This window comes from Lactobacillus sp. B4015 (assembly GCF_026536055.1).
Classification (GTDB): Bacteria; Bacillota; Bacilli; order Lactobacillales; family Lactobacillaceae; genus Lactobacillus; species Lactobacillus panisapium.
On the sequence record NZ_JAFNOY010000006.1, the window covers coordinates 75,177 to 91,033 of the forward strand.

Sequence of the window (15,857 nt, forward strand, 5' to 3'; positions counted from 1 at the left end):
TAATGCTACCAATTAGCGTTTAGCATAGCGGCCACGGTTTCTGCAATATTACTGCTTTGTGCGATCATTGAAATAACAGCGGCGCCGGCAGCTTTAGTGCCCGCAATTTGGGTTAAATCTTTTTCTGTAATACCCCCAATTGCAACAATTGGACGGTCCGTTTGTTGGACCAATTCTGTCAGTCCAGCAATTCCAATTTCTGGATCAGCATCATCTTTAGACTGAGTAGCAAAGATGGGACCACTACCGTAATAATCAATTCCGCTAATATGATCCGCAAGACTTATTTCAGCACTTGTTGAACAAGAATAACCGACAATCATTTTTCCTTGTACATCTTTTATTACCCGGGAAATATCTTCATCGTCTTGTCCAACATGAATTCCTTCGGCACCAACCTTTTGGGCAAGTTTGACATCATCATCAACGAAGAAAGGAACATGGTATTTTTGGCAAAGTTCATGAAGCTCTTTTGCCATTGGTAAGCGGTCATCTTCGTTTAACGTTGACTTTGGTCCTTTATCACGAAACTGATAAGCAGTGATACCTGCCTTTAAAGCTTCTTCGACTAATTCAGGTAAAGTCTTTCCGGCTGGCAAGTCTTGTGTCCCGCAGACGAAATATGCAGTTAATTGTGTTGCGTTAAATTGAGCCATAATCTCCTCCTAATCTACCTTAACCCAATGATTAAGTGGTCCATGACCGTGACCAACCTGAATCGTTTGTTCAATCGCCTTGGTGACATACTGTTTGCCGATTTTAATTGCTTCACTGAGAGTATGGCCTAGAGCTAATTGAGCAGTAATGGCGGCTGCAAGAGTATCACCAGTGCCGTGAGTCCTGTTAGTGTGCGTCCGTGGACTGCTAACCCAAAAGTCGGTGCCATCTGCTAATAAAGCGTAATCGCTCACAACTTCAGCGTTAGAATGTCCGCCTTTAATAAGCACGTTTTTTACACCCATTTTTTGCAGACTTTGTGCTAATTGGGGATATTCTTGTTCACTAGTAGCCTTAATTCCGGTAAGAGCTTCTGCTTCAGGCAAGTTAGGCGTAATGAGGTTAGCTAGCGGCAATAGCTCATTTTTAACGGTGGTAATAGCATCTTGGCTAAGAAGAGGCGCTCCGCCTTTAGCCACCATAACTGGGTCAATGGTTACCGGACCAAAGTCATATTTTTGCAGATTAAGAGCTACTTGATGGACGTGCGCTGCATCTCCCAACATCCCCGTTTTACAAGCCTTAATCTTAAAGTCTGAGGCTAATGACGCAAATTGGGCATCGACCATTTCAAGTGGTAATAAAAACGAGTCTTGGACTCCGAGCGTGTTTTGGGCAGTCACAGCTACAACCACCGCTGTCCCAAAAACATGTTGCATCTGAAAAGTTTTTAGATCCGCCATAATTCCGGCTCCACCACCAGAATCAGTCCCAGCAATGGTCAAAACTTGGGGAAATGAATTTAGTTCTTCTGTCATTATTGCTAACCTCCTTAATCAAATTTAGCAATAGCTGTAATCTCGGTTTCTTTGACTTTAGCTAAATAATCCATCAAATACATGCTAAATGTGCCAGGGCCTACTTCAGGATGATCATTAACGAGCAATTCTCCAGTAGCTGCAAAAACTAGGCAAGCTGTTTGCGCAGCTTCAAAAGAATCATCGCAGATGGCCGCAAAGGCGGCAACAATGCTTGAGAGCATGTCACCTGAACCAACGTGTGCCTGAAATAGCGGGGTACCATTGTAAACATGAGCGATATTTTGACCATCGCTAATTGTGTCTGTTACGCCACTGGCAATAATTGTACAATGCAATTTTTGCGCAGTTTTACGCGTAATTTCGTCAAGATCGCCACTGCCTGAACCCGCATCAATACCTTTGGCATTCCAGGCAAAACCACCTAAAGAGGCAATTTCACCAGCGTTGCCACGAATGATTGTAGCTGGGAAAGCTTCTAGCAATTTTTGTGCGGTTTGCAGGCGGTAATTGACTGCGCCAACGGCAACGGGATCAAGTACAACCGGTTTTTGAGCTTGCGCGGCAAGTAGCCCCATTTCTTTCATTTGCATAATTTGCAATTTAGTCAAAGTCCCGAGGTTGATGGCAATGCTTGATGCCATCTGAACCATTTCTTCGACCTCAGCAATTTCCTTACTCATGATAGGCGAGGCACCCAGCGCATTTAAGCCGTTAGCGACATCTTGAACGGTCACAAAATTGGCGGCATTAAGGACAATTGGATTAGTTTCACGTAATATAGCTAACAGATTTAGTTTCATAATCTCTCCTTTAAAAATCTCCTGCGCCGTTTATAGGTCAATAAAAAAGCTTTGACATATTTGTGTCAAAGCATAAGTGGATTTTGACACGTTCCTACGCAAGAATTAGCTTACAGGTTCAAAGGGTCTGGCTATCCGCCATCTCAGCCTTCAAAAAGGCACCCCTCGTGTTATCGGTTTCAATTATAGCGACTTTTGCTGGGCAAGACAATAACTAATTTAACCGAATTGCTGCAGTGACTCGACTAAGGTAAACTAACTACTAAAAAACACGCAACTATTAATTGGGCGAGGGAGATAATAATGACTGAATTTACAGCACAATTGCGTTATGCGGCAAAGGATTTGTGGGAAAAAAGCATGGAGCAGCCCTTTGTTAAAGAGCTGCAAAGTGGCCAATTGCCATTGGCTACTTTTCGGTTTTACTTATTGCAAGACAGGTACTATTTAGCTGAATTTAGCAAAATTCACCGGCTAATGGCAAAGAAAACTACTAGTCAAGAAGTGCAACAATTCTTGCTGGCAGGTGCCCAAGATTTGCAAGAATGTGAAATAACGATGCAGCAACATTTTTTAGCGGAATTAAAAGTCACATCTAATGAGATTAAAGAAACTGACGCAGCGCCAACGGCGTACGCCTATGTTAATCATCTGTTTAAAACGCTTGAAAAAGATGGTCTTGCTCCTTGTGTCTGTGCCATTTTGCCTTGCTACTGGCTGTACCAGGAAATTGGTCAAGCATTGGCGCAAACGGGTTCACCGGTTGCACTTTACCAGAAATGGATCGAGACCTATGATAGCGACTGGTATGACGTCAATGTTAGTCGCATGTTAAAGTTGACCAATAACTTAGCTGCGCAAGCTTCAGAACGAGAGCGTGGGCAGATGCAGAAAGCCTTTGTGCGCAGCAGCTATTATGAATGCCGGTTTTGGCAAATGGCGTATGAGCAAGAACAGTGGCAATAGCTTTTCTGACCTAAAGAATTGTTTTAATTAAAAAAGTAATTTTCAAATTTCGGAACTAATTATTTAGTAAAAAGTCTATATAAACAGTCAATACTTTTATAAAACAATTTTGCTTAACATATTATTTTTAAACTCTACAAATGCAAGCTTTGTTTTGATAAATAATGTGTCAAAGATCTTTTGCTTATTTTTTCTTTAAAATTAGTTGATTTCGACTTTTTGTTTTGACGGTTAGTTTCTCTTACCAGGTTGATATTAGTGCAAATGGCGAAACAAATAAAATTAAGCTAATAAAATTATTTAATGCCTCTAAACTCGTAGCATAATTTTTGTTCAATATTTGTAACTGTGATGAATACCCAAGTTTGCAGCCTAGAATAATGAGTAAATCATGTTTAACACCTATCTTAATATTTTTAACACTGCTATTTAGGGATTGCTAAATTAAACAATTAAACTGTGGTTTGTGCTTAAATCAACATTTTTTGCTTAAATTTTACCCTTTTTCCTAACGAGAAATATATCTCAAATATTAAAATTATATATTCTACTTTTTCTAAAAAATTACTTGCACTTTCATAAAATTCGATTGAAAAGCAATCTTTAATTGAATTTTATAATCAAAATTACTTGTTTAAATTTTTGTAAACCATATTAAAATGTAAGCGGTTATGTGATATAAGTAACATAGTAAAATAGCGAAGCTTAGTATTTTAGAATGAAGAGGTTATTACCATGAAAATCAAAGCAGCCGTTTTAAATAGATCAGATTCTGATTTGAACTTGGAAGAGGTTGTCCTAGATGACCCTAAAAGTAATGAGGTTTTAATAAAGACTGTTGCATCAGGCATATGTCATAGTGATATTGAATTTCAAAATGGTGGGTTTCCAATTCAAATGCCAGTTATTTTGGGCCATGAAGGAGCCGGAATTATTGAAAAGGTTGGAAGAAATGTAACTGATTTCAAAAAAGGCGATCACGTTGTAGTTGGCTTTGCATATGATGGAAATTGTCGATTCTGTAGAAATGGCCTGCCAGGATCATGTGTTAACTTTAACAAATTAAATACTAGTGGTGGACCAATGCTGGATGGTACCTATCGTCTGCATAAGCAGGACGGGCAAGATATAGGTGTATTTTTTGGTCAATCTTCTTTTGGGGACCATATTGTTGCCAATGTAAACAATTTGGTCAAGGTACCGAATGACTTGGATTTACGCTTAGCTGGACCTTTAGGATGTGGCTATATGACAGGAGCCGGTACAGTTCTTAATGCTATAAAACCTGAAGTCAACTCTAACTTAGCCGTTTTAGGAACCGGTTCTGTAGGTTTAGCTGCAATTATGGGTGCTGCTGTTTCTAATTGTAAACATGTAATCGCAATAGACAAGAACAATATGAGACTAAAAATTTCTAGAGATTTTGGGGCTACTGAAACTATTAATAATACTCAGGAAAACATAATTGATAAAATTAATGAGATTGTAGGTAGCGAAGGTTTGAACTATGTTATTGACACTACTGGTGAACCTGAAGTAATGAAACAAGGTTTGACTGCGCTAACGATAAAGGGACAATTTGCAGTTGTTGCGATGGGAACAAAAACTATTAAAGAGCTTAGTCCGATGATAGACATTCTAGCGGCATCAAAGAGTATTTCTGGCATTATTGAAGGCGACTCGGTTCCACAAGAATTTATTCCTGAAATGATTGATTTGTACCATGCAGGTAGGTTTCCAATTGACAAAATTGTTAAATTTTACAAACCAGAGGAGATTAATCAAGCTATTAAAGCCTCTGTGGAAGGCAGTACGATTAAACCAATTATTGTATTTGATAATCAATATAAATAAAGCATTTGCTTAAGGAGAATTAGCGATGGTAAAAGATGGCTTATATCAAAAAACAGCACCAGGACATAATGGAGATATTAAGGTGTCCGTATCTTTAAGTAGCGGAAAAATTACTGACATAGAGGTAATTGAGCATCAGGAAACGGCACTTCTATCTGATAATGCACTTAATTTAATTCCACAAAAAATACTTGAAAACCAATCAACTGAAGTTGATGCAGTTACAGGAGCAACATTTACTTCTCAGGGAATAACTAGCGCCGTCAGAAAGGCACTAATTGAAGCAGGAGCAAAAAGTACCGAATTTGCAAATCATGAAAAAATTGTCCAAAAGGACCATCAGATTGCGACTGATGTAATCGTTTTTGGTACTGGTCTTGCAGGTTTAGATGCTGCAATTACAGCCAAAGAAAATGGTGCGGATGTTGTTTTAATTGAAAAAACTGGCCGCTTAGGTGGAAATTCAGTGGTTTCCGGTGGATTTATGTATGCAACTGGTAGCAAATTTAATAGGGATCAAGATAATGACCCTGATAATTTAATTCATTTTTACGAAGACTTTGCCAAAAAAGATGGTGGAAAAGTTAATCATGATCTAATTAAAGTGATCGCTAAAAATTCAGGAGCGGCCGTTGATTATTATGCAGACAAATATGGCGTGAAATTTACTGCAATGCCGTTAGGTATATCTAAAAAGCCAAGAACGCATATTAATTTTGAACTCGGCCCTGTAGCAATTATGGGACCGGTAATTAAACGAGTGAAGGAATTAAATATTCCAGTTCTTTATGAGCAAACTCATGAAGAAATTAAAACTTCTGGCAATGCAGTTACTGGTGTCACAACTAAGGGCAAATATGACAATTACGATATTAAATGTAAAGCAGTAGTGATTGCAGTTGGTGGTTTTGATGGTGCTCGCAAGGTTCGTGATGAATATGCACCGAGTGCTAAGGGCACAAGGTCACTTTCTACACCATACAACAATGCTGATTATATCGGTTTGACTAAGAATTTGCATGCCGCAACTGAATTTAAAGATGGTGTAATGGGCATTATGACCGCGAATTATCTTTCCGTAGGTGGTGGTGCAAATTCCCTAATCATTTTGGGTAAAGCTCTTGCTGTTAATAATTTAGGTAGAAGATTCACTAAAGAGGGCCAGCACTATTCCTTAATGTACAATGATGCATTAAAATCAAAAGGAAATAAGTTTTTCTGGATTTTTGATAAAAACAATCCTTCCTTTGAAGCAGCTAGTCAGGTTGTGGAAGCAAAAAAGTGTGTCTCTTTAGCTGAAGTAGCTGAGGTAATTGGATGCGATTATCAAACTCTTTTGAAAACAGCTGAACGGTATAACTCATTTGTGGGTAAAGAAGATGTGGAATTTGGTCGTGATGATATCGTTGCGGTAGCTAAGGATGGCCCGTATTACGTAGTTGAAGGTTATCCGACTACGGTTGCTGGTTTTGGCGGCTTAAAAATCAACACAAATGCACAAGTTCTGAATACTATGAATCACGAAATTCCGGGAATTTATGCAGCGGGTGAATCTGCTACTGGTCAAATCTTTGTTCATACTTATCCGTCAACTGGAACAATGCTTACTACTTGCACTGTTTTTGGCAGGATAGCTGGTAAAAACGCAGCCGACTTTGCGGCAAATTAAGTTTTATAGGAGGATAGTAGATAATGATTGTGAATAAAAACACTTATTATGATGCGAGTTATGATGTAATAGTTTTGGGCTTTGGCGGTGCCGGTGCAACGGCTGCACGTTTTGCGGCAGATTGTGGTGCTAAGGTTTTAATTGTTGATTCAGCTCCTGAAGGACATGAAGGTGGTAACACTAGATATGCAGCAGAACTGGTTGGTTACAGCAGTAATGAAAGTGATTACCGTGATTACTATGAGCACTTAGCACAGCATTTCAATATTGACCCTGAAATTGAAAATACTGTCGTCCACGGCATAACACATATGAAAGAATACTTTAAGAAGTACTTGGGTATAGATAAGCCGGTAAGCTACAAGACAATTCTTGGGTTAACCGATGATGCTGTAATTGCAGACCACCCAGACCTTCCAGGGGCCAAAAGTTATGACATGATTACGATAGAAAAAGGCATCTTTAATGCTTCCCTGTGGAACATCTTGCGACAAAATGTACTTGATCGTAGTGATATGATTGATGTTTGGTATTCTTCACCAGTTGTTCATCTTTTGCAAACCCCAGATAAGAAGGTTATCGGTGCGCAGATTGAACGTGACCACGTTTTACTAAATGTTTATGCTAAAAATGGCGTTGTTTTATCAACAGGCGGTATTGAAAATAATCCGCAGATGATTCAAGACTATATTGGTTCAAATAAACTAGTACCACTTGGTTCACTTTACAACAAGGGTAAAGGTATAGACTTGGCTCATGAGGCTGGTGCTGATATGTGGCATATGTCCATGTATGCAGCTGGTGGAATGCAGCAGAGTTTTGCTTTCTATGAGCCGAAAATGAAGCGCGCGCCGTTTTACATGGGGAACCCAATTTTCTTTACTGGTAGTATTTTTACTGTTGGTGATGATGGAACACGTTACTTTAAGGAAGACCAAATTGCTCGAGAAGGGTACATTGAAAATCACGGTTCATGGTACAAACCGCTTAACCCGATTCATCCGTACTTTGTCTTTGATCAAAAACAGTATGACAAAATTAATGCAATTGATTCTTTCCCAGACAACAAAGCACTTAATTCTGTTATTAAAGCTGAATCGATTGCCAGTCTTGCGGAAAAGATGGACGTTGAAGCTGGAAAACTACAAAACACAGTTGACGAATTCAACTTCTTTGCAGAAAAGCAACATGATTATGCCTTTCACCGTGCTCCTGAAACGATGAGTGCATTTTCAAAAAGCGGCCCATATTATGCTGTCCCACTTGTCCAAACTATTGGCTGGTCAGAAGCAGGTCCGAGAAGAAATGCCCGTGCAGAAATACTTGATCCAGATCACAAGCCAATTCCACACTTATATGGTGCTGGTGAGCTTGGCAGCAACATGTCAAACCTGTATCAAGGCGGTTCTGATTTAGGAGATTGTCTGATTTTTGGTAAGATTGCTGGTCAAAATGCAGCCCATCCCAAAGATGATATTGAAGATGCATGTGTAGGTCCAGTAAAAAACGAGAAGCCTAAGAAACATGCTATGCCACGCCAGATTACTTCTGACCTAAAAAAAGAAGAATTTTCGACTGGCCCTGACCAGTATATTGGCAAGTCAACTAAAGGTATGGGCGATGAAATTGTGGTCAGAGTAACGGCTGATAAGCAAAAAAATCTGAAGAATATTGAAGTTCTAAAGCAAGCTGAATCGGACGACTATGGTCAAAAGGCTATTAATGAATTGCCACATCGAATGGTAAAAGAAAATACGGTCGACGTTGACGCAATTTCGGGAGCTTCTAATACGACTCGTGGGTTAAAAGAAGCTGTTAGAGATGCTTTGAACAAGATTAAGTAAAAATACCAATATTTATGAGTCTGGGAAGGAACTAGCTCTTTAAGCAAAAAAAGCAGACAAAACACCGAAAATGATGTGACCCTAAAATTAGGACACTTTATTAGCTGCTAACTGAGGACTAACTTTCGATATTCAATCGGAGTTAGTCCTTTTAGTTTGATTTTGATTCTTTTTTGATTGTAATACTCAATGTAGTCTCTGATTGTGTCTTCCAGTTCATTGAGATTTTCAAACTGCTTTTCAAAACCATAAAACATTTCTCGTTTGAGTAAGCCAATGAAGCCTTCCATTAACCTATCGTTAAGGGAATTGCCCTTGCGTGACATTGATTGGATAAAGCCATGATTTTTAAGCCACGCCTGAAACTTGTAATGTTGATATTGTTAGCCTTGATCGGTATGGAAGATCAAGCCGTTCAGTGCCGGATCCGATGAAGCAGCTTTTAAGTGCAGCCATTTTTGCTTCTGCTTAGACCAGCCCGGGATTGCTTTCGGTTCACGTTCAATCAGCTGGTTAAGTCGGTCCATTTCTACTGCTCAACATTCCTCAAAAATGCTGTCCTAAGTAAGATCTAACTCAGAAGTCTATGGCTACGGCAAAGTAAATAAGTTTTTCGGTGGCGAAGTACCAATTTCAGGTATTACTGACGATCAGCAAGCAGCTCTGATTGGCCAACTGGCCTTAAAAAAGGGCATGGTTAAAAACACCTATGATACGGGCTCATTTATCGTAATGAATACAGATGAAGAACCAACTGAGTCTGGCGATAATTTGCTAACCACTATTGCTTATGGACTTGATGGCAAGTTTAACTACTCTTTAGAGGGTTCGATTTTTGTATCGGGAAGTGCGATCCAGTGGCTACGTGATTCAATGAAAATGATTAAAACATCAGATGATTCTAAAAAGGCTGCCTTTGTTTCGAAATCATAAAATGAAGTATTTGTTGTTCCTGCGTTTACCGTTTTAGGGGGCACGGGGGACCGCATTAGGACTCTGAGGCTAAAGGAGTTGTTTTTTACGTCACGCGCGGAACAAATTAAGGCAACCTTGCAGTTCTTAGCGTATCAAACGCAGGATGTTGCAGATACAATGCAGATTGGGACTCTGAAATTGAAATTCAGGACCTGTAAGTTGATGGTGGCGCTTCAAACTATGACTATTTCTTACAGTTTCAAGCTGATATTTTAGGCACGAAGATTGAGTAGCAAAAACACTCGAAACCACTTCAATGAAAGCTGCTTTCTTGGCGAGTTTAGTTGAGGGTTATTGGAAGAATGTTGATGAACTGAAAGATATTTTTGTCGTTGGCAAAACCTTTGAAAGCCAAATGAGAAAAGCTAAGCGTGAACACTTATATCAGGGCTGGAAGCATGCTGTTAAGGCCACGCAGGTGTTTGTGTTCCCGGTGAATGCAAATGATTAGAAGCTAAAGATAAGAAGGGGTAAAAAATGGCACATGATCGAATCATTAAAATAGACGGCCCATTGAACTTTCGGGATGTCGCCGGCTATCAAAATAAGAACGGTAAAAAGGTAAAGTGGAATAAAATTTATCGATTCGATTCGCTTAGTTCATTATCTGAAACTGATCGAGAAGAGTTATCACGTCTACGTGTTACGATAGATCGTGATTTACGCTTGCAGTGCCAAAAAATTCTTCACGAGACAAGGCATAGCAGCACTTTCATTACATTGACCTGTCGGTTTATGGTTTATGCGGAAAATCCTGAAGAATGTACTAAAGGACACAGGCTGTTTCGGTTTCTGCATCACATACCTGACCTAAACAACAACTTTATTGGCCTAATTTATTAACAGACGTTGCTAAATGTACATAGCCAAAAAATGTTTACCTGGATTTATCGCGAATTATTAACTTTGCCAAAAGAAGATGCGCTCGTTTACCACTGCAGTAGGGGCAAAGATTGCACACGGATGGCATCTGTTTTGATCTTAATGGCACTATGCGTTGATGATGATATAATTACCTGTGTTTACCTATTAACCAATAAGCTATATGACTTTGCAATTTCACGCCAGCTATCAAGCAATGATGAAATTGTCTAAATGATTGCCACGATGGATGTGACTAGGGGTGAGGACACTGCTATTCGCGGAATACTGAAACAATTCGTGACGGGACGGCCGGGAAAATTTTGCTAAGTTCTTTGAAAAAGAGTTAGATTTCGGCAGTGATTAATTGGCAAAATTAAGATTAGAATAGGGCATAATAGCTGGTGAAATAAGTCGGCAGCAGTAAATTAGTTGAGCGTGACAGTGAGACAGTTACTACTTTGCAATCATAGGGCTTAAAGACTACTTAAATGCAGAGGTATTAATTTGCATAATTCAGATTGTAAATAAAAATGGCAAAAAATATGCCTTATTATGACATCAATTTATTGTATTTGATGACAAATAAGACATATTAAATTTGTTTAGAAATAGTTATTACATAATACTTTGCAACCAAACTAATTGATTTCACTATGTTTATAGTCAATAAGTTTATATAACTTAAATAACTTGTTTTAAGTTGTGAAAGTTGAATTGTCTACCAAAATACTGGTACGCAGACATCCAGCGGAGCGTTTTATGCAAGGTATATAAAAGGTTGTTTAATTATTTAAGTTGATCGTAAATAGCCAAAGCTTTTTGTTTTTGGGCATCCGTTAGCGGTGCTGAAGGCGATAGGCTAACGATTGCATTAGGAATTTCTCGTTGATCTAAAATATATTTAAAGAGTGTCATAAAAGGATTCGCAATATTAAGCAAAGCACCGGCTTGTTTGATTTTTTGCTGGTCGAAGACCACTTGTTTTTGGTCGTTGGCTTCAAAGCTCTTTAATAAGTCAACGCAGGTATGACTGTATAAATTAGATAAGCCCCCTACAACACCCTGTCCACCAGCTTCAACGACTTTGATGCAGTTACTGTCATAACCGGTGTAAACTTTAAACTTAGGATATCTGGCGTTGACGACTTTAATAGTAGTTAATGTATGGTTGACATCACCCACAGTATCTTTAATCCCAATGATGTTTGGAAAGTCTGGTAAGAGCTTAAGCAGTATCTCGGCATTGACATCATAACCTGTGCGATCAGGGTAATTATAAATAATAATGTTACCTTTAATAGCCTTAGCCATTTTTTGATAAAAAGTAATAATGCCAGTAGGATCACATGACATGTAGTAGGGACCGACCAATAGAATCCCATCGGCGCCGAGTTCTAAAGCTTTATTTGCAAATTTAATAGTTAATTGATCATCCATACGATTTGCACCGACTAAAACTTTTGTACGATGATCAATATATTGAATAGCGTCTTCTACTAAATCGTTGCAAACTTGAAATGTCTGCGCGTAAAATTCGCCGCAACTACCAAGTAATGCGATTTCAGCAATGCCATCATCAATTAGCCGATCATACAGTTTATGCATTGCCTCAAAGTCAACTGTATTTTCATCTTTTAATAGGGTTAAAATTGGACAAATATATTCTTTTTTCATTTTTATTCTCCATATTTTTAAAGTAATTGTGTGTTAGCCAAAGAAACAAAATGCAATTATTTCGTTAATAATTGAAACTATCCACATTGTTGGCACACCATATTTTAAGAAACTCTTTGTATCAACTTTCATGTAATCGAGGCCCCAGATATTCCATGATTGTGTAACATCAGTTGAAACGGCTAATAAGCTTGGAATTAGCAATAAAGGCAGTAAAAAATAATCACTAAAAAGATGAGTACCTGACAAAACAGCAGCAGTAGCAGCTCCAGCTCCCCAAACATGTAGTGGTCCGCGGAAAAGTGCGAGTGGTGCTAAGACACCAAAAATAATAGCTAATACTAGGTGTCCATGCGGTAAGATTGCATTGAATAATGGCTTAAAATGTGCTGCATCGATTTTAGCAGCTCCAGTGAACATAGTAAGTGCCATTAAGAACATGATTAGGCTAGCTATATCAGAGATCGCTTTCTTAACGGTGTCATTAATAAAGGCAACTAATGCCTGATAGTTGTTCATTTTTTCTGTCAAAAGCATGGCTAAAAGTGCTGCTAAAGTAAGTGAAGGCACTGCGTCCCATTTAAATAGCATGTTCATTGCTACCGGAACAATGGGAACGATATAAGCAATTTTAGCAACTTTAGAGCCTTTTTCACCATCGGTGTTAATTTTTGCACCAATAATTTTCAGATTATCGGCGGCTTTTGAGCTATCAATCTTTTTCCTATTTATAACTAACAAAATAATGACAGCTATTAATTGAATAATCGCTGCAACCCAAGCAAATGATAAATACTTGTTATCATAAGCTACAGCCGGGAAAAAAGGTTTTATTTGATTAAATAAAACAACATTAATGTACATAGGTGCCCCAATAGCCAAACAAAAAGCTGTTAATGCTAAATCACGGGGAATACCAACTGATAGCATAATTGGTAATAGAATAACTCCGATTGCTATTACTGATCCAACTCCATATGCACTAATAAAAATGAATGAAGTTACAAGTAAAACTAAGATTGCAGATAATAAAGGTTTGTTTTTTCCAATTTTATTTGTTTCGCTTGAAATTGCTGATGCAATTCCACTTTCAACTAATACGCGGCCAAACCATGAACCGAAAATAATATAAATAATTGTTGAACCATAATTTAATACAGGCTCAGTAAAGATCTTATTGATTGCCACATTAAATGGGACAAGTCCAATAATCGCCCATAAGACAGCCATAACAAATAAACCAATTGTTAAATTGCCACCTTTTAAAATGAAATAAATAAAAAGGAAAAAACTAATTAACAGCAAAATTGGAATAATGTATGAAATCATAGTTTCTTACCTAATCAAAATAAAACTATTTTTTATTTCGGCCGATAATCTGGATCGATAATTAAGACAGGCTTTATGGTCTTACCTGAAATTGAATCGGCGTTTGCCTGATTAATGTCTTCAAACTTGTAGAACTTTTCCGTCTTATCAAATGGAAACTTGCCTAGTTGATAAAATTCAAGCAGCCGAGGGACGTCTACTTGTGGAATAGCGTCACCCATGTTAACGCCGATTACTTTTTTATCATTTACGCACAAATCGTTCCAAGTTGAAACAGTAAGGTTTTGAGCAGTAACCGCGATTGCAGCGCAAGTTCCTCCTTGTGCCAAAGCATCAATAGCACTCTTGATGACGCCACTGATCCCCGTGGTGTCAACTGTCCAGTCCACACCGTAGCCACCGGTTAGCTCTTTAATTTTGGCAACTGGATCAGTGTCTTTGCTGTTGATTGCAGCAGTTGCACCTAGTTGCTTAGCTAATTCTAAGCGCTCTGGCACGACATCAACTGCAATAACTTTGGTGCAGCCGCTAATTGAACCCGCCATCATTGCAGCAAGACCAACGGCACCGGTACCAAAAACGGCAATGGTGTCGCCAGGTTTCGGCTGCAAAGTGTTAAAGACAGTTCCTGAGCCGGTGACGTAGCCACAGCCAAGAGGACCAGCCTTGCGCAGGTCAACGCTGTCATCAACTTTAACGGCATTGCGTTGATCAACTACGGTAGTAGTGGTAAAAGATGATTGGTTGAACATGTCGCAAATACGTTTGCCATTTTTCTGAAAATGGTCCTCGCCATCGGCACGTACACCAGATAAATTGTAGTCACTATAATGGCGACATTGCGTAGGGATGCCCTTCAAACAATTATCACAAATCCCGTCTGCATAAAATGACATAACGACGTGGTCACCAACTTTGAAGTTTTTAACTTGGCCACCAACTTTTTCCACAATCCCGGCGCCTTCGTGGCCCAAAATTACTGGATAACCAACGCTAGAATCGCCTTTACGTAATGCTTCATCTGAATGACAGATTCCACTAGCGACCATGTGAATTTGCAAGTCAGTTGGTCCGACTTCATGCAGGTCAATATCGTCCTTTATTTCAAAAGAACTACCCATTTCCTGAACAACAGCTGCTTTAATTTTCATCGAAATTTCCTCCCTTTTCAATGTAAGCGTTTGCTAAAGACAATTGTGGTCTTTTTATAAAATAATTGCAATACTTAACGATAAAAAATATACAAAGATATGAAATTTGATAATTAGCACCTAGAAAAATAGTTGTTCTAATTAAGTGTTTGGGTTAATGCTGCTTTTATTTCAATATTGTGAATTAAAAATAGCATTAGGAAGCTAACAAGAGAATCAAATTAGTGTTGACAAATTGCTTAAATTTATCCATACTGAAACCGTATTCAATATACGGTATTTTGAATATTGATTAGAAAGGACTCTTTAATGTTGCAAGCTGAACAGTATAAAATGAGAGGATTAGCTCTTACATTTTTGGCCAAAAAATATTTTCTCCTTGAACCAAGCGATCGCGTTCCGACAGTTGAAGAATTTTGCAAAGAAGCAAATATGTCTCAGGGTACTATGCAGTCTGCAATTAACATCTTAAAGAAAGAAGGTGCAATAAGTACAAGGGCGAGAGGGCATTTGGGTACATTTGTCGAGAGTGTTAATCATCACAAGCTATTATCTTACATAGGAAATCGAACATTACTAGGATCGTTACCCTTGCCATATACAAAAAAATATGAAGGCTTGGCAACAGGAATTTATAAGGCATTTTTGAATAGTGAGATTAGGATTAGTCTTTCTTATATGAATGGTAGTCAAAAAAGGCTTTCAGGATTGCTAGAAAATCGGAACAACTTTATTATCACTTCAGGATTAACAGCCGATTATTTAATTAAGAATTATGATGGCTTAGAAGAATTTTTGGTTTTACCTAAACAGACGTATGTTACCAAGCATATCCTGATTTATAGAAAAGGCTCTAGTTCTCAAATTAAAGATAATGCAAAAGTAGGTGTAGATATGAATTCGATTGATTACACGTTGCTAACGAAATATGTTACCAAAAATCATAACGTTAAATTAATCAATATGCCTTATAACCAAGTAAGTAAAAGTATCGAAGAAGGATTAATTGATTTTGCCATTTGGAATAGGGATGAAGTAGTAGAACATAATTACCCCCTCGGTATTAAAGAGATTAGTTGTGAATCAATCGATCGTGCTTCTCAAGCTGTAATTGTTGGTAAGAAAAAAGACCCTTTTGTTAAAAGTATTTTGCAAAGGACTATTGACGTAGATAAGTTGTTAGATACGCAACAAAAAGTTCTTTCTGGAGAAATTCTTCCAGAATATTAAGGAAGTGATTTGAAATAATGCGG

Annotated in this window: 14 protein-coding genes, 2 pseudogenes and 1 riboswitch; of the genes and pseudogenes, 8 read left to right on the plus strand and 8 right to left on the minus strand. The window is 38.3% G+C overall.

Going from position 1 to position 15,857, the window contains the following annotated elements; all coding sequences use genetic code 11:
* Window positions 1-5: 5 nt before the first annotated feature.
* From thiE to thiM, 3 genes are read right to left on the minus strand one after another with little or no spacing between them, the layout of a single operon-like run.
* A complete protein-coding gene (thiE, locus tag J3U71_RS07335; RefSeq protein ID WP_267393495.1) occupies window positions 6-656 on the minus strand; it encodes a thiamine phosphate synthase in 651 nt (216 codons plus the stop codon).
* Between the two features lie 9 nt (window positions 657-665).
* Window positions 666-1,475, minus strand: a complete 810-nt coding sequence (thiD, locus tag J3U71_RS07340; RefSeq protein WP_267393497.1) for a bifunctional hydroxymethylpyrimidine kinase/phosphomethylpyrimidine kinase — start codon at window positions 1,473-1,475, stop codon at window positions 666-668.
* Window positions 1,476-1,489: 14 nt separating this feature from the next.
* A complete protein-coding gene (thiM, locus tag J3U71_RS07345) occupies window positions 1,490-2,278 on the minus strand; it encodes a hydroxyethylthiazole kinase (RefSeq protein WP_267393499.1) in 789 nt (262 codons plus the stop codon).
* 74 nt (window positions 2,279-2,352) lie between these two features.
* A riboswitch (TPP riboswitch) is annotated at window positions 2,353-2,454 on the minus strand.
* A gap of 127 nt (window positions 2,455-2,581) precedes the next feature.
* Here thiM and tenA point away from each other — a divergent pair.
* From tenA to J3U71_RS07365, 4 genes are all read left to right on the plus strand, one after another.
* A complete protein-coding gene (gene tenA / locus J3U71_RS07350; RefSeq protein ID WP_267393501.1) occupies window positions 2,582-3,244 on the plus strand; it encodes a thiaminase II in 663 nt (220 codons plus the stop codon).
* 735 nt (window positions 3,245-3,979) lie between these two features.
* Window positions 3,980-5,098 carry an NAD(P)-dependent alcohol dehydrogenase gene (locus J3U71_RS07355; RefSeq protein ID WP_220268706.1) on the plus strand — a complete coding sequence of 373 codons (1,119 nt, stop codon included), beginning with the start codon at window positions 3,980-3,982 and terminating at the stop codon, window positions 5,096-5,098.
* Between the two features lie 25 nt (window positions 5,099-5,123).
* Window positions 5,124-6,767: an FAD-binding protein gene (locus J3U71_RS07360; protein ID WP_267393503.1), complete on the plus strand. Its 1,644-nt coding sequence runs from the start codon at window positions 5,124-5,126 to the stop codon at window positions 6,765-6,767.
* Window positions 6,768-6,790: 23 nt separating this feature from the next.
* On the plus strand, window positions 6,791-8,611 hold the full coding sequence (locus tag J3U71_RS07365) for an FAD-binding protein (RefSeq protein WP_220268704.1): 1,821 nt from the start codon (window positions 6,791-6,793) through the stop codon (window positions 8,609-8,611).
* Between the two features lie 107 nt (window positions 8,612-8,718).
* On the opposite strand, the pseudogene J3U71_RS07370 reads toward J3U71_RS07365, so the two are convergent.
* Window positions 8,719-9,021, minus strand: a pseudogene (locus J3U71_RS07370) (IS3 family transposase); the annotation flags it as partial.
* Entirely contained in the window at window positions 8,995-9,138 is a 144-nt protein-coding gene (locus J3U71_RS07375; protein ID WP_267393650.1) for a hypothetical protein, read from the minus strand. The gene J3U71_RS07375 and the pseudogene J3U71_RS07370, both read right to left, overlap by 27 nt.
* 5 nt (window positions 9,139-9,143) lie before the next feature.
* Between J3U71_RS07375 and J3U71_RS07380 the strand changes: the two are divergent.
* The 3 genes and pseudogenes from J3U71_RS07380 to J3U71_RS07390 all read left to right on the plus strand — a co-directional run.
* Window positions 9,144-10,037, plus strand: a pseudogene (locus J3U71_RS07380) (FGGY-family carbohydrate kinase); the annotation flags it as partial.
* 26 nt (window positions 10,038-10,063) lie between these two features.
* Window positions 10,064-10,429, plus strand: a complete 366-nt coding sequence (locus J3U71_RS07385; RefSeq protein WP_258562396.1) for a tyrosine-protein phosphatase — start codon at window positions 10,064-10,066, stop codon at window positions 10,427-10,429.
* A gap of 30 nt (window positions 10,430-10,459) precedes the next feature.
* Entirely contained in the window at window positions 10,460-10,681 is a 222-nt protein-coding gene (locus tag J3U71_RS07390; protein ID WP_258562395.1) for a tyrosine-protein phosphatase, read from the plus strand.
* A gap of 555 nt (window positions 10,682-11,236) precedes the next feature.
* On the opposite strand, the gene J3U71_RS07395 is transcribed toward J3U71_RS07390, so the two are convergent.
* The 3 genes from J3U71_RS07395 to J3U71_RS07405 are packed head-to-tail and all read right to left on the minus strand — an operon-like array spanning window position 11,237 to window position 14,604.
* Window positions 11,237-12,124: a dihydrodipicolinate synthase family protein gene (locus J3U71_RS07395; RefSeq protein ID WP_220268703.1), complete on the minus strand. Its 888-nt coding sequence runs from the start codon at window positions 12,122-12,124 to the stop codon at window positions 11,237-11,239.
* A gap of 33 nt (window positions 12,125-12,157) precedes the next feature.
* Window positions 12,158-13,453: a gluconate:proton symporter gene (locus J3U71_RS07400; protein ID WP_267393509.1), complete on the minus strand. Its 1,296-nt coding sequence runs from the start codon at window positions 13,451-13,453 to the stop codon at window positions 12,158-12,160.
* A gap of 32 nt (window positions 13,454-13,485) precedes the next feature.
* Window positions 13,486-14,604, minus strand: a complete 1,119-nt coding sequence (locus tag J3U71_RS07405) for an NAD(P)-dependent alcohol dehydrogenase (protein WP_220268701.1) — start codon at window positions 14,602-14,604, stop codon at window positions 13,486-13,488.
* Between the two features lie 309 nt (window positions 14,605-14,913).
* Between J3U71_RS07405 and yhfZ the strand changes: the two genes are divergently transcribed.
* Window positions 14,914-15,834 carry a GntR family transcriptional regulator YhfZ gene (gene yhfZ, locus J3U71_RS07410; protein WP_267393511.1) on the plus strand — a complete coding sequence of 307 codons (921 nt, stop codon included), beginning with the start codon at window positions 14,914-14,916 and terminating at the stop codon, window positions 15,832-15,834.
* Window positions 15,835-15,857 lie beyond the last annotated feature (23 nt).